Origin of the sequence: Halobacillus sp. HZG1, from assembly GCF_035818575.1 — a bacterium.
GTDB classification, from domain to species: Bacteria; Bacillota; Bacilli; order Bacillales; family Halobacillaceae; genus Halobacillus; species Halobacillus litoralis.
Map to the genome: position 1 here is coordinate 1 of NZ_JAYLVQ010000037.1, position 20542 is coordinate 20542.

The 20542-nt window shown below is 42.4% G+C and carries 22 protein-coding genes and 2 riboswitches; of the genes, 10 read left to right on the forward strand and 12 right to left on the reverse strand.

The window, feature by feature from the left end; translation table 11 throughout:
• Positions 1–270 precede the first annotated feature (270 nt).
• The 4 genes from efp to VKA52_RS04920 are packed head-to-tail and all read right to left on the reverse strand — an operon-like array spanning position 271 to position 2927.
• Complete coding sequence (efp, locus tag VKA52_RS04905; protein WP_160914942.1) at positions 271–828, reverse strand: elongation factor P; 558 nt, start codon at positions 826–828, stop codon at positions 271–273.
• A gap of 18 nt (positions 829–846) precedes the next feature.
• On the reverse strand, positions 847–1908 hold the full coding sequence (locus VKA52_RS04910; RefSeq protein WP_326314410.1) for a M24 family metallopeptidase: 1062 nt from the start codon (positions 1906–1908) through the stop codon (positions 847–849).
• A complete protein-coding gene (gene aroQ, locus VKA52_RS04915; protein ID WP_326314411.1) occupies positions 1905–2366 on the reverse strand; it encodes a type II 3-dehydroquinate dehydratase in 462 nt (153 codons plus the stop codon). The genes VKA52_RS04910 and aroQ overlap by 4 nt, the downstream gene beginning before the upstream one ends.
• A 45-nt stretch (positions 2367–2411) precedes the next feature.
• Complete coding sequence (locus tag VKA52_RS04920; protein WP_160914948.1) at positions 2412–2927, reverse strand: YqhR family membrane protein; 516 nt, start codon at positions 2925–2927, stop codon at positions 2412–2414.
• Positions 2928–3274: 347 nt separating this feature from the next.
• On the opposite strand from VKA52_RS04920, the gene VKA52_RS04925 reads away from it, so the two are divergent.
• Positions 3275–3682 (forward strand): SA1362 family protein, encoded by a 408-nt coding sequence (locus VKA52_RS04925; RefSeq protein ID WP_206945694.1) that lies wholly within the window; start codon positions 3275–3277, stop codon positions 3680–3682.
• A 30-nt stretch (positions 3683–3712) separates the two neighbouring features.
• Here the strand turns inward: VKA52_RS04925 and VKA52_RS04930 are convergent, their stop codons facing one another.
• The 3 genes from VKA52_RS04930 to VKA52_RS04940 form a co-directional block, all read right to left on the reverse strand.
• Positions 3713–4600, reverse strand: coding sequence for a patatin-like phospholipase family protein (locus VKA52_RS04930; RefSeq protein WP_160914952.1), 888 nt, complete (start codon positions 4598–4600; stop codon positions 3713–3715).
• 280 nt (positions 4601–4880) lie between these two features.
• The gene (gene mntR, locus VKA52_RS04935) at positions 4881–5312 is read right to left on the reverse strand and encodes a transcriptional regulator MntR (protein ID WP_160914954.1); all 432 of its coding nucleotides are present in this window, start codon (positions 5310–5312) and stop codon (positions 4881–4883) included.
• Positions 5313–5504: 192 nt separating this feature from the next.
• Complete coding sequence (locus VKA52_RS04940) at positions 5505–8078, reverse strand: vitamin B12-dependent ribonucleotide reductase (RefSeq protein ID WP_326314413.1); 2574 nt, start codon at positions 8076–8078, stop codon at positions 5505–5507.
• 371 nt (positions 8079–8449) lie between these two features.
• Here VKA52_RS04940 and VKA52_RS04945 point away from each other — a divergent pair, with 371 nt between their 5' ends.
• Entirely contained in the window at positions 8450–8830 is a 381-nt protein-coding gene (locus VKA52_RS04945) for a rhodanese-like domain-containing protein (protein ID WP_160914958.1), read from the forward strand.
• Between the two features lie 106 nt (positions 8831–8936).
• Here the strand turns inward: VKA52_RS04945 and gcvPB are convergent, their stop codons facing one another.
• The 3 genes from gcvPB to gcvT are packed head-to-tail and all read right to left on the reverse strand — an operon-like array spanning position 8937 to position 12861.
• On the reverse strand, positions 8937–10400 hold the full coding sequence (gene gcvPB / locus VKA52_RS04950; protein ID WP_326314414.1) for an aminomethyl-transferring glycine dehydrogenase subunit GcvPB: 1464 nt from the start codon (positions 10398–10400) through the stop codon (positions 8937–8939).
• Positions 10393–11742, reverse strand: a complete 1350-nt coding sequence (gcvPA, locus tag VKA52_RS04955; RefSeq protein WP_160914962.1) for an aminomethyl-transferring glycine dehydrogenase subunit GcvPA — start codon at positions 11740–11742, stop codon at positions 10393–10395. Before gcvPA ends, gcvPB begins: the two co-directional genes overlap by 8 nt.
• A gap of 18 nt (positions 11743–11760) precedes the next feature.
• On the reverse strand, positions 11761–12861 hold the full coding sequence (gene gcvT, locus VKA52_RS04960) for a glycine cleavage system aminomethyltransferase GcvT (protein ID WP_326314415.1): 1101 nt from the start codon (positions 12859–12861) through the stop codon (positions 11761–11763).
• Positions 12862–12925: 64 nt separating this feature from the next.
• A riboswitch (glycine riboswitch) is annotated at positions 12926–13017 on the reverse strand.
• Between the two features lie 3 nt (positions 13018–13020).
• Positions 13021–13110, reverse strand: a riboswitch (glycine riboswitch).
• 167 nt (positions 13111–13277) lie between these two features.
• On the opposite strand from gcvT, the gene VKA52_RS04965 reads away from it, so the two are divergent.
• Together VKA52_RS04965 and VKA52_RS04970 are read left to right on the forward strand one after the other, a co-directional pair.
• Positions 13278–14921 (forward strand): DEAD/DEAH box helicase, encoded by a 1644-nt coding sequence (locus VKA52_RS04965; protein WP_326314416.1) that lies wholly within the window; start codon positions 13278–13280, stop codon positions 14919–14921.
• The gene (locus VKA52_RS04970; protein WP_326314417.1) at positions 14918–15742 is read left to right on the forward strand and encodes a YqhG family protein; all 825 of its coding nucleotides are present in this window, start codon (positions 14918–14920) and stop codon (positions 15740–15742) included. Before VKA52_RS04965 ends, VKA52_RS04970 begins: the two co-directional genes overlap by 4 nt.
• A gap of 151 nt (positions 15743–15893) precedes the next feature.
• Here the strand turns inward: VKA52_RS04970 and VKA52_RS04975 are convergent, their stop codons facing one another.
• Positions 15894–16076, reverse strand: coding sequence for a YqzE family protein (locus tag VKA52_RS04975; protein WP_089651741.1), 183 nt, complete (start codon positions 16074–16076; stop codon positions 15894–15896).
• Between the two features lie 48 nt (positions 16077–16124).
• The gene (locus tag VKA52_RS04980) at positions 16125–16613 is read right to left on the reverse strand and encodes a shikimate kinase (RefSeq protein WP_326314418.1); all 489 of its coding nucleotides are present in this window, start codon (positions 16611–16613) and stop codon (positions 16125–16127) included.
• 91 nt (positions 16614–16704) lie between these two features.
• Here VKA52_RS04980 and comGA point away from each other — a divergent pair, with 91 nt between their 5' ends.
• From comGA to VKA52_RS05010, 6 genes are read left to right on the forward strand one after another with little or no spacing between them, the layout of a single operon-like run.
• A complete protein-coding gene (gene comGA / locus VKA52_RS04985) occupies positions 16705–17715 on the forward strand; it encodes a competence type IV pilus ATPase ComGA (RefSeq protein WP_326314419.1) in 1011 nt (336 codons plus the stop codon).
• Positions 17669–18721, forward strand: coding sequence for a type II secretion system F family protein (locus tag VKA52_RS04990; protein WP_326314420.1), 1053 nt, complete (start codon positions 17669–17671; stop codon positions 18719–18721). The genes comGA and VKA52_RS04990 overlap by 47 nt, the downstream gene beginning before the upstream one ends.
• A gap of 16 nt (positions 18722–18737) precedes the next feature.
• Positions 18738–19055, forward strand: coding sequence for a competence type IV pilus major pilin ComGC (gene comGC / locus VKA52_RS04995; RefSeq protein WP_326314421.1), 318 nt, complete (start codon positions 18738–18740; stop codon positions 19053–19055).
• Positions 19027–19479: a competence type IV pilus minor pilin ComGD gene (gene comGD / locus VKA52_RS05000; protein ID WP_326314423.1), complete on the forward strand. Its 453-nt coding sequence runs from the start codon at positions 19027–19029 to the stop codon at positions 19477–19479. The genes comGC and comGD overlap by 29 nt, the downstream gene beginning before the upstream one ends.
• Positions 19466–19798, forward strand: a complete 333-nt coding sequence (locus tag VKA52_RS05005) for a type II secretion system protein (RefSeq protein WP_326314424.1) — start codon at positions 19466–19468, stop codon at positions 19796–19798. Before comGD ends, VKA52_RS05005 begins: the two co-directional genes overlap by 14 nt.
• A complete protein-coding gene (locus VKA52_RS05010; protein ID WP_326314425.1) occupies positions 19782–20201 on the forward strand; it encodes a ComGF family competence protein in 420 nt (139 codons plus the stop codon). The genes VKA52_RS05005 and VKA52_RS05010 overlap by 17 nt, the downstream gene beginning before the upstream one ends.
• The last annotated feature ends 341 nt before the right edge of the window (positions 20202–20542 follow it).

Genomic DNA, 20542 nt, shown 5'->3' on the forward strand with positions numbered 1-20542 from the left:
GATATAGCAAAGGGGCGGAGGGGAATGGCGAGACTCCTGCGGGAAAAAAGTGCAGGGTGAGACCCCACAGGACGCAGTCCGAGGAGGCTCACCGCGCTCCCGCGGAAAGCGAGCTATTCCCCGCAGCCCCCATCCACTCAACAAAAGTCTCGAAACTGAGTCTTCAAGAAAAGGAAGCTTATATGGAAAAGTCTTTTCCTTGGGTCATAGATATTTCACACAAAAAAAAGAACCTGTCCGGATCGGACAAGTTCTTTTCGAAACGCAAGATTATGCACGGGATACGTATTTGCCGTCTGTCGTACTGATGACCAATACTTCCCCTTCATTGATGAAGAATGGCACTTGAACAGTCAGACCGGTTTCAAGTGTTGCAGGTTTTGTACCGCCACTTGCTGTGTCACCTTTAATACCAGGTTCTGTTTCTGTAACTTCAAGCTCAACGTTTTTCGGCAGTTCAACACCGATTGTTTCACTTTCGTATGACTGGATTTGGACTTCCATGTTCTCTTTCAAATAGTTCAATTGTTCCTGGATAGTAGCTGTAGGAATTTCCACTTGTTCATATGTCTCCATATCCATGAACGCGTGCATATCACCATTTGCATAAAGATATTGCATTTTGCGGTTTTCAATGTGTGCACGTTCTACTTTTTCACCACCACGGAACGTTTTTTCCTGAATATTTCCGTTGCGGAGGTTACGGAGTTTCGAACGAACAAAGGCCGCTCCTTTTCCTGGCTTTACGTGTTGGAAATCCATTACTTGCCAAATATCTCCATCCACTTCAATTGTCAGTCCTGTACGAAAATCGTTTACTGAAATCATTTGTCTTCCTCCTTTAAATTACAACGTGATTAATTCTTTGGTAGACTTGCTCAGTCGTTCATTTCCTGTTTTCGTCACGATTGTATCATCTTCAATACGGCAGCCTCCGACGTTCGGAACATAAATGCCCGGCTCAACCGTCACGACCATGCCTTCTTCAAGAGTGACATCGGAACGGAAAGAAAGTCCAGGCCCTTCGTGGACGTCCAAACCAATTCCATGACCTGTGGAATGACCGAAATATTCGCCATACCCTTTTTTTTTTATATAATCACGTGTCAGCGCATCGGCTTCCTTACCCGTGATGCCTTCTTTTATTCCTTCCATACCTTTTAACTGGGCCTGTAAAACGGTATCATAGATTTCCTTCAACTGATCATTGATTTCGCCTACAGCTACTGTTCTTGTGATATCAGAACAATACCCTTTGTAAAGGGCACCAAAATCAAGCGTCACAAGCTCTCCAGATTGGATTTCCTTTTCGGAAGCCACACCGTGGGGCAGAGCTGAACGATATCCTGATGCAACGATAATATCAAAACTTGAAGAGGTCGCTCCTTGCTTACGCATGAAGAACTCAAGTTCATTAGATACATCAATCTCCTTCACACCAGGCTTTATGTAACTAAGAATATGTTCGAAAGCATCATCAGCAATCTTAACGGCATCCTTTAATATACTAATCTCCTCATCCGTCTTAATCAAGCGTAATTTTTCCACAAGGCCTGACGTAGGGACGAGTTCTGCCTCTAAAACTTCATTATATTGTTCGAAAAGCGTATAGGTAACATGATCTTTTTCAAATCCGATCCGTTTCAAACCTAATTCTTTTGCTTTTTCAGCAACTGTTTTCGGCATAGGCGTTTTATGTTCGAGGATCTCAAACTCCTTCGCTTGCTCTGCCGCTTGTTCTGTATAACGGAAATCTGTAATTAAAACAGCTGCGTCTCTCGTCACTAAAAGAGCTCCAGAAGAACCGGCAAAGCCTGATATATACCTTCTGTTTTTCGGACTCATAATTAAAAGGCCATCTAGTTCATTTGACGCAATCGATTTTCTTAAATTTGAAAGTTTACTCACGAATGATTTCTCCCTTCACTTTCTATCTTTTGGATCATCCCCAATGTCGCTAATCGGTAGCCATCGATTCCAAAGCCGACTATTTGGCCTGAACAAACCGGTGCTAACATCGAGATATGGCGGAAAGATTCCCGTTCATGGACATTTGAAATATGGATCTCTACCACAGGTTTTGAGATTGCACTTATGGCATCCCTTAAAGCAATGCTTGTGTGTGTATAAGCTGCGGGGTTTATGATGATCCCCTCAGCCTCTTCTTCAGCCCGCTGAATCCAATCGACGAGATCCCCCTCATGATTGGACTGAAAAGATGTGACTACATACCCGAGCTCCGAGGCCGTTTGCTCGACCAATACCTCAACATCTTCAAGAGATTTTTTTCCGTATGTTTCCGGCTCCCGCTTGCCTAACCTATTCAAATTCGGCCCATTGATCAAAAACAGCCGCTTCTTCCCCATTCACCAATCCCACCATTTCCAAAATTGTCATACACTTTAAGTTTATCATACTCTCCCTTGATTTGAATAAGAATTCACTGTCTCATTGAACTCCCTGTATTCATAAGAGATGGAATACCCGATAAAAACCCCGTATAAAATAAACAAACAACCAGTTGTCACCCATGTATCACTATTTAGTTCCATAAAAGCCGGAATTGCTGGAAAGATGGGGGTTAATAGAAGATAAACGACCGCCCAGAGCCCTATTCCATAAAAAACACCTGGCCACATCCCATTCTTTTTTTTCAGAAGAAGATAGTAAATAAGAGCTGTCCCTAAAGATAATATCCCTAGAATAAGAACAGCTAGTACTTCAGCAAGCCATGTACCCGTCCAATCCGTCTGCCAGAATGATCGGAAAACGAAGGAGGCAGGAGACACTTCTGTGAAATTGAAATAATACGCAAGCGCACCTAAACCACTCCATAAAATCCCGGCAGTAAACCCTATGACTAATGCTTTTGCTATGACACTTTGCTGTGGCTCTTGTTGTCTTTGGTCTTTTTGTTTTTCAGCCATCTTCATCACCTCTATTCTCATTTTAACCAACCCCAATTTTTTCATGCTCTTTTCGATTGTTGGGCTAGTGCTTCATACGAATTTGAGGTAAAATAAAAGTCCAACCAAATTTAATACTCTATTGTTTAAACAAGCCCCTTTGAAGGAAAGAGTTTACTAAAACGTACTCTTTCACCATTCAAAAATAATGATGGGCCTGCATATTTTATTCTATAAAGGACACAATCTTAAATAGCACATAATAGCCTACCATCCGCCGCATCTGATGATGAATAGTGTTGAAATAAGGGTATAGTTCAATAACCAGATATTCATAGTCGACCACTACGAGAAGGGAGGAAAATATCATGCGTAATTGGATGACTCCTGTCATTTACACATTGATTGGTTTAGCCATTTTCTTTGTTGGCGTTCAGTTGTTTACGAACACAACCAGCTTTCTCACTTCGATCGTTATGATGATCGGAATCGCTGTTCTCATTTACGGTGCCATCTACTTCTTCTTCCTCCGCAAGCGCGGTATAGGAGGGGCAGCAGGTGGAAACCGAAATGAAATGAAGAAATACAAGCAAGCAGTCAAACAATCCAAACAAAAATACAAGCAGCCAACACCTGCCATTAAGAAAAGCCCTGTAGCCAAAGCCCAGACCAAAGCGTCTGCATTAGGTAGAAAAAACCGGAAACGTTCGAGTGGACCACAGCTTCGTGTAATTGAAGGCAGTAAAAGCAAAGGAAAAAATCGAGCCACCTTCTAATGGCTCGATTTTTTTATTTCGTATTTTGGTTCATCTGCTCCATCGTTTCAAGAATTTACTTGCATGTTCACGACCTAACGCCATCAAGGTTTCTTTTTCTTCTTTACTCATATCAAAATCCGTTGTTTCTACTCCACTGACCGGGATAAAGATAATATCCTTACTCAACGCCTTGGAAATGTACCTTGCATCGTGGGCTTGCTGCATCGTCTTAAAAAGTGCATGGAACATTTGGATGGCATTTTTGATTTTCTGTTCTGGTAATTTATCTGGTTCATCACTTAACTTCATTCCGATTATAGGTCTGGTACGACAGCCATCCGGCTTTTCCCAAATCCACAGAGGGAAATTACTCAACACTCCACCATCTACCATAATGGACCTTCCACGTTTTCCGTGAATTTTTACAGGAATAAAAAAGTAGGGGAGTCCTGAGCTCATCCTTACAGCTTTGGCTACAGAGAAAGTAGCAGGATCAATGCCGTACACTTTCTTCAAATCATCAGGGATCACAACTATTCTTCCTAAAGTCAGGTCAGAACATATCACCTTTAATGACCCGGACGGTAAGTCCGCAAAAGTACGCACGCCCTTTTCACCAAGCCACTCCTCTAATACATTTTCCAACTGATTCCCTTTATACAGCCCCATCCGATAATACAAAAGAAGCCATTTCATAAATGGAAACAGGCGATCTGACAATGGAACGTCTACTAAACTAAGAAACGAAAGATGATTGAGTCTTTCCTTCAGTTCTCTAGCTGTGTAGCCGGCGGCTGTCAAACTAGCCAAAATGGCACCAGCCGATGTTCCTGCCATTCGTTTGAATGTGTACCCTTGCTCTTCTAGTTCTTCAAGAGCTCCAATGAAAGCAAGGGCTTTCACACCGCCGCCGGAAAAAACACCGTCCACTTTCATCCTGCTTCACCCCACTTTACTTCATTATAAACACGGGTTTGGCAAATTAGAACGAAAGCAGACGAATTCAAAGGCAAGGCTATTTAAGATGCTATACCTTGTCTTTCGCTGGCAATTAATAGTTCCCCCGCCTGCACATTTTCCGAGGCATTCGGTTACGAAATGGCCGATGAAGACCTAAAGCATATATAAAATATTACAATAATATCAGGATAACGGATCAATGAGGTGTATAAAAAATTCGTCATAAAAAAAGACGCATGGGATCCCATGCGTCTTTTCACTCATCATTCTGTTCTTCATTCTTTTTCTGAACTTCTCTTAACGCACTCACACGCTCTGGCTTCTCATCGAAGTATTGAACGAGATCACCAATACGGTCGATAGAGTTCCAACTCATGTGGTGCTCAATACCTTCAACATCATCATAAATATTCTCCTGATCGACCCCGATAATCTCCAGGAACTGTTCCAATAGTTCATGACGATAAACAAGACGCTTTCCGACTTTCTTTCCTTTTGGTGTTAAAATCAATCCTCGATATTTTTCATAGTTCAAGTATTGGTCTCGATCAAGTTTCTGAACCATCTTCGTAACGGAGGATGGATGTACCTGGAGATTTTCAGCTATATCAGAAACTCGTGCATAACCTTTATCTTCAATTAATATATAGATTTGTTCAATGTAATCTTCCATGCTAGGTGTCGGCATGTTGAACCCCCAATACCCTGTCTTATGTACACGCCCTACACTGTATGGTGGACGGTTTTTATAGCATATGTTTCCACATTAAAATGATACACCAGATTCCTACCAGTGACAAGCAAGGCCTGTACTTGATCTTTAACACAATGAAAGGAATCAAAAAAATAAACCGGCCGTTAAAAACGACCGGTTGTGTTATTACAATCCACACTTCAACTGCGCATTACAGTTCGTGCAAGTATTGCAACCACCTATATCTTCAACCGTACCCTGGCGACAAACGGGACACGTATCTCCTACTTCAGATCCGATTGTAACGTTTGTCTTATCTAGCTCATGGATCGTGTCCATAAGTACAACATGAGGTTTTTTGTCTTCCGATTCAAACAGTTCCGTCTGTTCTCCCTCGAAGTCATTCTCTTCTGCTTTTAAAGATAATACTTGACTATCCCGACTTCCATCAACGTAGACCGTACCACCTTTGGCACCTCCACGATATAAACGTTGGTACACTCTTTCCACTTGTTCAACGGTGTACCCTTTTGGAGCATTGACTGTCTTGGAAATACTGCTATCTACCCAGCGCTGGATGATGCACTGTGTATCTGCGTGTGCCTCCGGGCTCATTGTCATTGCGGTAATGAACCAATCCGGCAACTCATTGGGATCTTGTTCCGGATGAGCATCCAAATATTCCTGAAGAATATCTGCCTTCACCTCAATAAATTTACCTAAACGACCGCTTCGGTAATAGGAGAATGAAAAGTAAGGCTCAAGTCCGGTACTTACGCCCACCATAGTACCAGTACTTCCTGTAGGAGCAACAGTTAAGAGATGGGAGTTTCTAATTCCATACGTCAGTACATCTTGGCGTATATCTTCCGGCATTTCCTTCATATAGCCCGTCTGAATAAAACGTTCACGCAGTTCTTTCGTTTCTTCCTGCGTTTTTCCTGTTAAGAATGGAAAACTGCCTTTTTCTTTTGCAAGTTCAATCGACTCACGATAGGCCGTGGTAGCGATAGCTTCAAAAATTTCATCGACCAGTTGGTTTCCTGCTTCAGATCCATAAGTGGTCTCACAATAAATCAACAAGTCATGAAGGCCCATAACACCAAGACCAATTCTTCGTTCACCAAGGGCCTGCACTTTATTTTCTTCCAGGAAATACGGAGTTGCGTCAATGACATTGTCCTGCATACGGACACCACGACGAACCGTTTTCTTGAGCTTTTCAAAGTCGACCTGCTTGCGTTCCTTGTCTGCAACATTTGCCAGGTTGACTGCAGCGAGATTACATACAGAATAAGGAGCAAGTGGCTGTTCACCACAAGGGTTTGTAGCGACTACCTTCTGTCCATATGCTGTTGCATTTGTTTTCTCATTGGCATTATCAATAAAGAATATGCCTGGTTCAGCCGAATACGTAGCACAGATATTGATAAGGTTCCACAATTCGCTGGCTTTTACTGTACGATAGGTGCGCACATCGAATCCACGCGCCTCCCATTCACGAACATCTCCACTTTGATGCCATTCTTCATTGTAGATTTTCATTTCTTCAGCTGAATAATTTTCAACATCCGGGAAACGAAGCTCATAAGCAGCATCATTTTCCACAGCTTCCATAAATTCATTCGTGATACACACAGAAATGTTGGCGCCTGTCAAAAATTCAGAGTTATGAACGGTATAGTTCCCGCCGAGGTGAAGCTTTTCTTCTGCTTCTTGAATGCTTTGATCCGTAAATCCTCCTTGCCCTTGGATGTGTTTATAATTGACCACACTCTGGTACAAGTCCCTCTCTGTTTCTGTGAGCGGGGTGAATTTCAATTTATCTTTAGCCAATTGTTTGATCGTTTCATCTTCGGTATTCTCAATGAGGAAACGGAGAATTCGCGTATTTTGCATTTTAGAAATAATAAATTCAAGAATGTCAGGGTGCCAGTCAGATAACATAATCATTTGCGCCCCGCGTCTTGAACCACCTTGTTCGACAAGGTGTGTAAGCTTAGCGATATCATCGAGCCAGGAAACGGAACCTGAAGATTTGCCGTTTACTCCTCTAGCCAGCGTGTTCCGAGGACGTAGTGTTGAGCCATTCGTTCCCACTCCACCTCCACGGGACATAATTTCCATCACTTGCTTACGATGATCCGATATGCCTTCACGAGAGTCTTGAATGTATGGCATCACATAACAATTAAAATATGTGACATCGGTTTGAGAACCTGCGCCATACAAAACACGTCCGGCTGGAATGAAATTCAACTCCGATAACTCTTCATAGAAGTCATTGAAGCTTTGTTGTTTCTTTTCCGTATCTGTTTCTACTTCAGAAAGCCCCGAAGCATTACGAAGGGCAATCTGCTCATAGTAGACTTCCAAAGGTTTATCGATCGTGTCAAGGCTACGCTTGATCAAACCTGTTTTTCGTTCCTCTTCATGCTCAAGAACATTTAGGAATTCATCTTCCACCCTTACTATAGCCTGGTGAGTCTGCCAATCAATAGAATGAATAAACCCAAAACCACGGGCAGGGAACTTCGGATCGTCCTTAACTGTAAGAACTACGAAATCACCCTCTGCAAGAGTCAACTTTTCTGTATCTTTAAACGCATACCTGTCCAGCATCACAAGTCGTGAGACACCTTTGTGTGTGATTGCCATGGATTCAGTAATTTCATGAACCTGTGGAAACTGCCTTATATCTGCATTGAGGCGTTGCACATCAATTTTTGTGTGTACATCTATGGAGGTGGTCGTCTGCATTTTGCATCTCTCCCTTTAAACTAAAAACTAAGTAATTTTCATTTGATATATGTAACATACCACATCTGCAAAAAGATAATCAATATATTGTGTTGTGATAATTTTCAGTCACCATATATTGTGCTGTTGAACGAATATGTAGAAACTTGTCAATCGGAAAATCTTGAGATATTAAACGTATATCCCAGAGATTAAAAGAAAAACCTCTCCCTTGTTGGTTGTTTCAGCTTTTTCATCATTTGCATCCTATCACCTACTACAATCCTCGACAAAATAACAATTTCACACATGTTTCGGAAAAATTTTTTTGAAATACTCCTCATTCCCTCCTATAATAGATAGAGGAATAGAGAAATGAGGGGGATGGAAAGATGGATTTATGGATCTTAATCGCAGCGATCCTATTAATTATCGCTTTCGGTTTGTATAGATTCTTCAAAGCTAGAAAAATCATGACCACATTACCGGAAGACAAGTTCCGCGAAGGGTACAGAAAAGCCCAGTTGATTGATGTTCGTGAACCGAAGGAATTTGATGGCGGCCACATTCTTGGGGCAAGAAATATACCATTGTCTCAAATGAAAAACCGCCTTATTGAAATCCGCAAAGACAAACCTGTTTATCTATACTGCCAAAGCGGCGCCCGTTCCGCACGTGCCGCAATGATGCTCCACAAGCAAGGATATGAAGACCTCAATATGCTTGAAGGTGGATTCAAAAAGTGGAATGGTAAAGTCAAAACGAAAAAGTAACCACCCTCCCGGTTCTCAAAGAACCGGGATTTTCTTTTCTCCACTTAAACTATAGAGTTTAAGAGATAAAACCCGGAGTCCATATGTAGATGGACTCCGGGTTTTGTTATTGTTCTTTTTGATATCTTAAAACAGGCTTCCGTGCAGCTTGCGTTTCATCCATACGACTCACAATCGTCGTATGAGGTGCCTCTTGAACTTTTTCAGGATCATTCTCCGCTTCGTGTGCGATTTGAATCATCCGATCAATGAAATCATCCAGCGTTTCTTTTGATTCCGTTTCCGTCGGCTCGATCATGAGAGCCTCTTCCACATTGATCGGGAAGTAAATAGTCGGTGGATGATAGCCGAAGTCAAGAAGACGCTTCGCCATATCCAATGTGCGGACCCCAAGCTTTTTCTGACGTTTACCAGACAGGATAAATTCGTGCTTGCAATGACGATCGAATGGTAGATCGAATTCCTCTTGAAGGCGTCGCATCATGTAATTCGCATTGATGACGGCGTATTCGCTCACTTTTTTCAACCCTTCCGGCCCCATCGTACGGATGTACGTATAGGCACGGACGTTAATGCCAAAGTTCCCATAGTAAGGTTTCACTCTTCCAATTGATTGTGGGCGGTCATAATCAAACACATACAAGTCATTTTCCTTCTTCAAAATCGGTGCTGGCAAATATTCAGCGAATTCAGCGGTAACTCCGACTGGACCTGAACCTGGTCCTCCGCCTCCGTGAGGGCCTGTGAACGTTTTATGAAGATTTAAGTGAACCACGTCAAAGCCCATGTCCCCTGGTCGTGCATAACCAAGAATGGCATTGAGGTTTGCACCATCATAATAAAGCTTTCCGCCGGCTTCATGCACAATGGCCGCCATTTCTTCGATATCCTCTTCAAACAAACCAAGAGTGTTCGGGTTGGTAAGCATTAGAGCTGCCGTTTGTTCATCGACTACTCGTTTTAAGTCTTCCAGGTCAACAAGTCCTCTCTCATCCGACTTCACGGTTACCGCTTCAAAACCAGCGACTGTAGCTGAGGCAGGATTCGTACCATGAGCAGAGTCCGGTACAATGACTTTCGTCCGGTTTGACTCTCCCCTTGCTTCATGGTAAGCACGGATCATCATTAACCCCGTCCATTCCCCATGAGCACCGGCAGCCGGCTGTAAGGTAACGGTATCCATGCCTGTAATGGCAGCCAGAGATTCCTGCAAATCGTACATTAAATGTAATGCTCCCTGAACACTTTCTACAGGCTGATAAGGGTGGATATGACTGAATCCAGTCAGCCTAGCTACATCTTCATTCATTTTTGGATTATATTTCATCGTGCAGGAACCAAGGGGGTAAAAACCTGAGTCCACCCCGTGATTTCTTTTGGAAAGGCCCGTGTAGTGGCGCATAATTTGCAGCTCACTTACTTCTGGCAGATCTGGTTCACTTTTTCTGATATAGCCTGCTCCAATCATGTCATCGACATCTGTTTCCGGCACATCGAACTCTGGTAAGCTATATCCCGTACGACTTTCTTGACTCAATTCAAATATTAACGGAAAGTCCTGGTTAGACATGAAGATCCCCCACTTCCTTGACAAACATATCAATCTCTTCTTTTGTCCGAATCTCTGTTACGGCAACTAACATACAGTTCTTCAGTTTTTCATCGACTTCACCAAGGTCGTATCCTCCGATGATCCCCTGCTCAAGAAGGAGGCGGTTGAGCTCTTTCACGTCTTTATTCAATTTCACTACAATTTCATTAAAGAATGCCCCGTCAAAAACAACCTCCACGCCTTTTTCCTGGAGCTGCTTCTTCATATAGGCTGTTTTCTGGATATTCATCCAGGACATTTTTCTCAAGCCCTGTTTACCAAGCGAAGACATGGCTACTGAAGAAGCTAAAGCATTCAAGGCTTGATTGGAACATATGTTAGAAGTGGCTTTATCCCGACGGATATGCTGTTCTCTAGCCTGCAAGGTCAATACGAAGCCGCGACGGCCTTCTTCATCCACCGTCTGCCCAACGAGTCTCCCCGGCACTTTTCTCATCAATTTCTTCGTCGTCGCAAAATATCCGCAGTGAGGACCTCCATACTGTGCAGGTATTCCAAACACTTGGGCATCTCCGACAACGATATCGGCTCCAAATTCCCCCGGGGGCGTTAAATACCCTAAAGCAAGGGGATTGCTTGATGTGATCATCATCGCTTTTTTCTGTGTATCTACAATAGCTTTAACCTGGTCCAGTGGTTCGATTTGACCGAAGAAGTTCGGATACTGAACCACCACACTTGCCGTGTCCTCATCGATTTCTCTTTCTAATTGCTCAAGATCTGTTCTACCGTCCTTATGGTCGATCTCCACCACTTCCACGCCTGGTCCTTTAACATAGGAATGGATAACAGCTAAGGACTCAGGATGAATCGCTTTTGACACGAGTACTTTCTTCTTCTTCGTTTGACCGGCAGACAAGTTAACGGCTTCAGCTAAAGCCGTCCCTCCATCGTACATGGAGGAGTTTGCTACATCCATCCCTGTCAATTCACAGATCATTGTCTGAAATTCAAAAATGGCCTGCAGCTCACCTTGAGAAATTTCAGGCTGATAAGGAGTATAAGCCGTGTAAAATTCTGATCTTGAAATGACATGATCTACAATAGAAGGAATGTAATGATCATAAACACCCGCACCAAGAAAAGAGGTATGAGATTTCAAATCGACGTTCTTTCCAGCCAGCTCCGTTAACTCTTTCATCAGTTGAAATTCATTTTTAGGTTTTTTGATTTGTAAATCACCTTTAAAACGGATACTTTCCGGTATATCTGAGAAAAGTTCATCGGACTGCTCAACACCGATGACATTCAGCATTTCTTTTTTATCTCTTTCTGTCATGGGCAAATAACGAAACTCCATGCTTCCATCCCCCTCAATTTATCTTTTATACAAAGGTGTTTTGACGACTTTCGCTTTCAGTTTCCTTTTCCGGACTTGAACCGTCACTTCAGTGCCCTCAGCTGTGTATTCGCTATTAATCAGTGCCAGACCGACGTTTTTCCCAAGGGTTGGGGACTGAGTTCCTGTAGTAACAAAGCCAATGACTTCTTCGCCGTCCAGGACATCGTAATGGGTACGAGGAATCCCTTTATCGATCATCTCTATTCCGACAAGCTTTCGACCAGGGCCCTCTTCTTTTTGTCGTTTTAAGACATCCTTCCCAATAAAGTCTGACTCTTTATTCACTTTCACTGCAAAGTTCAATCCGGCTTCAATCGGAGTGATTTCTTTACTAAGCTCCTGGCCATACAAGGCGAGGTTTGCTTCAAAACGAAGCGTGTCACGAGCCCCGAGTCCAACCGGCTTCAACCCAAACGGTTCACCCGCCTCAAGGATGGCCTGCCACAACTGGGCTCCTGAATCTGCGTGCAGGTAAATTTCAAAGCCGTCTTCCCCGGTGTAACCTGTGCGGGATACAAGAGCATCTCCATCTACACCCTTCAAGGTCACACCTTGCTTGAAGCGGAAAAACTTGATGTCGGAAAGATCCGTGTCCGTGATGGTCTGAAGTGCTTCTTCCGCTTTTGGTCCCTGAACCGCCAGTTGTACGTATTCATCAGAGACGTCTTCCACGGTTACGTCGCCTCCCTGATGTTCTTTCAACCATTCATAGTCCTTTTGCCGGTTTGCTGCATTCACAACGAGGAGATATTTGTCTTGATCAAGGTGATAAACGATCAAATCATCCACCGTCCCCCCGTCTTCATAGCACATAATTGTGTATTGAGCTTTCCCTGGTTCCAGCTTGGATACGTCGTTCGTCAGCATTTTTTGCAGAAAGGGAAGACTATCCGGCCCTTCCACCATCACTTCTGCCATGTGAGAGACATCAAACAACCCTGCGGCTGTTCGTGTAGCATGGTGCTCCTCTTTGATACTGGAGAACTGCACAGGTAAATCCCAGCCGCCAAAATCGATGGTTTTCGCTCCGAGTTTTTTATATTCAGAGTATAACGGTGTTCGTTTCAAATCTGCCATTGGAACCACTCCTCATCACTGATTTCGCCCATAAAAAAAGAGACTTCACCGCTTGTACGGGAGTCTCTGTCCGTTTCACCAGAAAGATTCACATCAGGAAAACCTGACGCTTGCTTCTTGGGTGGTTTGCACACAAAATGCAAACACTCTCCAGAGTTGCGTCCTATAGAGGTCTTTTTGCCTGAGAGATTCACAAATGATTGCTTGCTCCTTCGGCGCCACGTACGTGGTCTCTCCCTCTACAGTCATTCGCTTTCGTATTTTTCTAGATTTTACCGGGCATACTATTGTGTAAAGTTCAAACATTATTTTGTATATTTTCAGCATCATTATATCACGCGTCTTTCACAAAAGACATGGTAATTCTACAATAATTCGCAATCTTTTATCATCCCTATTTATGGAGGGCTACAAATATGATCGAAATTCATCCAGACCAGTCATTTATTGGATTATTGAGCGAGAACCTGGAACATCCCGACAAACTCACAACCTGGGATGGATTTAAGCTAGCGTATCAGGCTGCGCAATTTAAAACCGTACCAAAATTCGACGGCCTCCTTGCTCTTGAACATCTCCCCCATGTAGATTTTATGGAACACCAGATTGAAGCAGCAGAAACAGCCGTCCATCAGATGAATGGCCGCGCCATTCTAGCTGATGAAGTAGGGCTCGGAAAGACTTTAGAGGCAGGGCTGATTCTAAAAGAATATATGATCAGGGGAAGAGCTAAAAAAATTCTCATTTTAACACCCGCTTCCCTTGTAAACCAATGGATTCAAGAACTAAATGAAAAGTTTTACATTCAGGCTGCTTCTCCCCGTAAGAAACAGGCTTCATGGAAAGAATGGGACGTAACAGTGACTTCCATCGATATGGCCAAACGGGAAAATCACAGAGAAGTCATTCTCGATATCGATTACGATCTTATCATTATTGACGAAGCTCATAAGCTCAAGAACCATCAAACGAAAAATTACCAATTCGTACAATCCTTGAAAAAAACTTATTGTCTTCTATTGACTGCTACACCCATTCAAAACAAATTGAGTGATTTGTTTAATTTAGTATCTATTCTAAAACCTGGTTACCTCGGAAACTTGACCGATTTCAAGAAGAAATATAAAGAAAATGCTGACGATAAGGATAATATCCAACACATCCATTCTCTTGTCGGGCATTTAATGATACGGAACCGGAGAAAAGACACCGGACTCGATTCCTCCAAGCGTAAAGTCGTCAACGAAAGACTCTCGTTTTCAGATGAAGAAATGGACATGTACAGAAAACTAGAACATCTAAAAGCAAGTCACCCGTCCTTTACGTGGCTGACACTTGCAAAAGAACTATGTTCATCCAGAGAAGCTTGTTACATGTCCCTGAACCAATTGAAGAAAAATGCACCGGAAGAAAAAGCTGACCTCTATGATGAATACATTGAAGCGATCGGACAGGTCCCTCATCATGTGAAAGCCAAACGTATGACTGAACTGATTGAAAAAACAGGCGAGAAATTCATAGTATTTACAGAATACCGCGCCACCCAATTTTATTTGCAGTGGTATCTCCAACAGAACGGAATTACTTCCGTACCATTCAGCGGAAAATTCAATAAGAGCAAGCGGGATTGGATGAAACAATTGTTCAAGAACAAAGCCCAGGTGATGGTCGCAACAGAAGCCGGTGGAGAGGGGATCAACCTCCAATTCTGTCACCACATGATCAACTACGATCTTCCATGGAACCCCATGCGCCTTGAACAAAGAATTGGAAGGATTCACCGCTTCGGACAGGAGCACGATGTTAAAATTTTTAACTTTGCAATCAAAGATACGATTGAAGACCACATTATGAAGATGCTGTATGAGAAGATCGAAATGTTCAAAAATGCGGTCGGTGACCTGGATCATATTCTTGAGCAAATTCCAGGTGGCTCGTTCGAGCATCAAATTCAATCCATCCTTAAACAATCGGAAAGTCAAGGAGAAGTTGACATCAAACTTAACAATTTAGTCAGTTATGTCGAGCATACGGTGAATGAAAGGAGGGAATCGAGTTGAATGCCCCAAACCCACACAAATCGTTCGTCAAACAGTTCTTTTCATCTCACGGTTGTACCATCATCAGCGATTCTCCTTCCCAATTCACTGTACAGCTTACCAACGAGATGGATGAGGAGATCATGAATCGGCCTTTTTACTGGCATTACATGAAGAAAATGAATCGAGAAGGCGTCCCAATGAAGCTGACCTTCAGTGATACGGATCAGAAACAGGCAGGCGGCATTTATCTTCATGCAGGAACACCTAAACTTCACCGCTTGTACAATACAGCAATTTCTAAAGCACGGACAGCCAGGCTTTATGAAGTAGTCCATCAAACCACGGGACAAAACCGGGCCATGAGTCCCTGGCTGGTCGTTAATGGGCTTCTGCACTTCCGCGGAAAACATACCAGGGATGAATCTGTTTCTATAGGAATCAATTTAATCCACGGGACGATGATGCTTGGAATGATGGACAAAATGATGGATATGAATTTTGAAACCACCGTTTCGGACTATACATTTCCGATGAGGCCTGTCATTTCCTTATCACATGCATATAAACGCATGGAACGACATATTGAAACGTATGTAGGTTCGCTCGATCATCAATGGGCAAAAGATTCTCTGCACCATCTTGAAAAAGAAACCCAATTGCTGGAATCCTTTTATGAATCTGAAGACATCGGTTTGGATTCTTTCACGAAAGAGCGTGAGCAGCTTGATAATCGTTACAAACCTTATATAGAAATGGAAGTCATCAATGGAGGACTATTTTATATTTCACAGGAAACCAGCAAGACCTGGATGCAAAATGAAGTTTCAGACAATCCATGAGATAAATATCCATAAGAAAAAAACAGCTGTCTGAATTTAGAATGGAAACATGCGGGCGTAACAGATTGCTTGAGTGGTTCCAGAGATCATCATTCCACAGTTTGTGAAAACGAAAAAGCCGCTGAGAACCTCAGCGGCTTTTCTTACTCTTTCAATGATTGTTGATTCGTTTTCTTTTAAACATTTTCAAAGCGAAAGGAAGCAATCCGAACCAGTAAAAGGAGGATTTTTTGGAGGGCTTGGATTCTTTTCGTTGCTGCTTCTCATCCTTAGACATGTGCATATACTTGACAACTTCTTCTGTCAAAAACTTTACATAATCATTCTGATTCATGAGAACCCCTCTTTTTCCATTGTTGCCTTTAGTATGCTCCAAACCCTGCTACTTTAGACGTGACACCACTTCTTCAGTGATCTTTTCCGGAGTCTTCTGGTCCACATGTATGACTATATCTGCCGTCTGTTCATATAAACTCAGACGTTCATCAAACCGTTTTTTCTTTTCTGAGACATCACCTTTCCACAAGGGCCGGTCGGTGTCACCAGCCAATCTTTCCACAATCGTCTCCCATTCTGCTTTTAAGTAAACAACGGTCCCTTCTTGCATGAGTTCACGATTCTCTTCCCGGAGGATGACTCCCCCTCCTGTAGACAAGACAACTTCTTCTCTTAAGTTCTTCAAGAATTCTGTTTCCTTATCCCGAAAGTACTGCTCTCCTTTTAGCGTGAACATATCACGAATCTTCATTCCTTCTGCTTCTTCAATAGCCTCATCCATTTCTATGTAAGAATAACTTGTTTTTTCACTTACCATTTTTGCTATTGTAGACTTGCCACTTCCCATGAAGCCAATTAAAAAAATCACTATCATTTTCCTCCTTTTAAAAAGTTATTGCAGGAATTAGTCCCTTTATGTCGAATACAATAAAAGGCCAAAATAATACGAAAGAGGTGATAAATGTTTGAAATCCATCGCTCAATATGCCCATGACCTTATCGTTTCCGCAATCCAGCAAACTGCTACGGACATCCACTTTTCCCCTTATGAAGAAACAGCCTCCATTCATTTCCGTATCCATGGAAACCGTATTTTCCACTCCACGACACCAATTCCCATATACAAGAAGCTTCTTTCCTACTTCAAATTCACTTCAGGGATGGATATTGGAGAACACAAACGACCTCAAAACGGTACACTCCAACACCGCTCCAATCAGAACACATTCGACCTGCGCCTGTCTACCCTCCCCATAACCGGAACCGAAAGTTTGGCCATTCGCATTCTAAGACCGATGGACCATACTCCACTTGAACAGCTTTTTCTTTTTCCTTACCAACTTAAAAAAATCCAGCGTTGGTTGAATTACCGAAGTGGCATGATCCTCTTCACAGGACCGACGGGAAGTGGAAAAACCACTACCTTGTATGCCTTGCTCCAATCCCTCACCTCCTCAAATTCATTTCAGGCTATTACTCTTGAAGACCCCATCGAGAAAAATTTAAACAACATTATTCAAGTACAAGTGAATGAGCGTGCAGGTGTGACCTATGATACGGGGTTAAAAGCGGCCTTAAGACATGACCCTGACCTCTTAATGGTCGGGGAAATCCGAGACAAATCAACCGCTCAATTTGCGTTTCGTGCCGCTTTAAGCGGCCACCTCGTTATCAGCACGATTCATGCGCGGGATGCACATGGTACCATTCACCGTCTTAAAGAGATGAGTATCAAACAAACCGATATCGACCAAACCATGATTGCCATTGCATCTCAACAGCTTATCTCTCTTAGGGGAGCCAAGCATTTACCGAAGAGAGCAGCCATTCTCGAGCTTTTGGAAGGTCCTTCATTAAAAAGAGCCATTATAGGACAGACCAATCACCAGCAGAATTTTCAATCGTTCAGAAACTTAAGGAGGAAAGCCTATGCACTTGGCTTTGTTGCAAAAGACGAAGTGGACCCGTTTTCGTGACCCGCCTTTACCTGTCAGTCAGCAAATTCTGTTTTTTAAAAGATGCAGTCATATTTTGGACAAAGGTTATCCGCTTCACGATGCTCTGCAAATGACTGGGTGGGACACAAAACTAAAATCCACTTGTGACACGTTGACACAGCACCTCAGCGCCGGAGACCCTATCCAGGAAGCTTTTGTGAAAGCACGCTTCTCCCTTTCCGTGACCAATTTCCTCTATTTCAGTCAGATCCACCATAACTTATCGAAAAGCTTTCATCAGTGTAGAGCCATGCTGCAAATGAAGAAAGATTACAAAGAGAAATTTGTGAAGGTTATCCGATACCCCGTTTTCTTATTTATTTTCCTCATCGTTGCTTGCACAATCTTACAAAAAACCGTGATCCCAAATTTTGTACATCTATTTGAAGGCAAGAAAGATGGAACCTTCCACATGATGGTCATTCTCATGCATGTGATGAATGGGCTGGGCATCCTTGTTTTACTGACTGCCATTCTCTTTATGGCCATTATGATTATCTTACCGCGGATGCCTTTTAAAAAAAAGCTGTCATTTTATGAAAAAATCTCTCTTTTAAAGCTGTATCAATCCTACTCCGTTTCCTTCCTTTTCACGACCCATCTCCACTCTTTACTTCAGGCAGGTCTTCCATTAAAAGATGCTATTGAGATGATTTATGGGAATGAAAATTATGAACTACTCTCTCATTACTGTAATGAACTCTTAAAAGAACTGTCCAACGGTAAAACTTTTGCTCAGGCGATTTACAGCTGTCCGTTATTCAGACCGGAACTAACAAATATATTCCATCACACCAACGACGTCGAAGCTTTAAAAGATGAACTTGAACTTCTTGCAGAATTCTTGATGGAGTACCTCAGTCAAAAGATATCCACGTGGCTCCATGTCATTCAGCCTGCTTTCTTCATCATAATCGCAACTGTCATCATTTTGATCTACGCATCCATCATGCTCCCTCTGTATCAATGGATGAACCAAATTTAAACGAGGAGGAACTCTCATGGTAAAAAACGAAAGAGGATTCACATTAATTGAGATGCTTATTGTTCTACTTGTCATCTCTATATTGTTGATCATCACAATCCCTAACATGTCCAGGAACAGTGATTCTGTAAAATCTAAAGGGTGTGAAGCACTCCAAAAAACTGTAGAGGCTCAAGTGCAGGCGTACTTTATTGAACACGAAACTTTCCCAGCGTCTATTCAAACGTTGGTGGATGAAGAATATATCTCCCAAGGTACATGTCCTGACGGTACAGAATTGGTAATAAGCTCAGAGGGAAATGTCAGTGAGAAAACATCACCAACCGGAACGTAACGGCTACACTTTCACTGAAATGGTCATCGTTTTATTGTGTTGGTCCATACTCCTTTCCTGTTTCATACCATTGCAGTACCGCACCTACCAGAAACTTAAAGCAGACCTTACCCTTCAACAATTAAAGGAAGACCTTCTCCTTACCCAACACCTTTCTATGAATGATCATGTTTACTATACACTGAATTTCGACCAAGAATCAGGAGGCTATGTTTTATATGACACGAAAGAACGAAAACCAATTTTCACTAGGAATTTACCAGAGCAATGGGCGATGCGCTTGACTACTCTCCAGCCATCGGTTCGATTCAATCAGAAGGGGATCATTCAAAAAGCAGGAACAATGTACCTTTATGCCCCGAATAAAACCTATAAGATAGTTTTTCCATTTGGATCGAGCAGGTTGCGAATTGAAGAAATCTGAAGGCTTCACGATGGTTGAGACCTTAAGTGCTTTTACCCTTTTGATGATCATTACATTATTTACGCTTCCTTTGCTTACCGAGATAAGGACTGCAAAGAAAGACCTTCAAGTAGAAAGAAATGCCGTCACGCTGCTTCATAATGAATTCTTTGAACACAGGATGAAGCATGGTCCAATTCCTTATACATCAAAACATTTATTAACTTATGAAATGACTATAATAATCCAACCTAAGGGTGAATGGATTGCAGGCTGCGTATTATGGAAAAACCAAAGAAATGAAAACAAGGAGTTCTGTTTGCATGATAAAAGGGAATAGTCCAAATGAAACCGCATTTACCTTATCAGAAGTTTTAATCAGTCTGATGGCGACCATGATCCTGTTAACGATCTCCGTCCCCTTATTTTCTTTACTGAAAGGATATGACTATTACTCTGATTTATCGGTGGATCAGCTGAACGCAGTCATACAATGGGAAATCAACCAATCCCGTACCTTTAACGTTTCTGATCATTTCATCTCATTCGTTGATAAGCAGGACCGGCACATTGTCATGGAACAGTATGGAACAATTTTCAGGAGAACGGTCGACGGTTCTGGACACGAAACCCTTATACAAAATATAGAATCCATATCTTTTATTCATGAATCTCCTTCAATTCTAATGGAGGTAAACATTCATGACCAGCTATACACGCGAAAAATCCACCTTACACAATGACCATGGAATTGTCTTTCCGTGGATGCTTATTCTTTGTTTCTTACTCCTCATAGTCACATTAACAACCATCAACCAGTACAAAAACCACCTTCACCTCGTCAAAAGTCATCAAGCTTCCGTTATAAAACAACACATTCTGGACACTTCACGGTTGAAATTGAATACAGAATTAAAAAAGATCCCTAAAGAACAAATGCAATACTCTACTACCCTGCATACTCCTGATGGTGAGAGCGCAGTGGAATGCTCACGTGAGGAAATTCAATGGGTATGCCTGTGGCATATAATAGTAAATGGCAATTCCTTTCAGCTCAAAACTTTTCAAATCCCATAAAAAATCG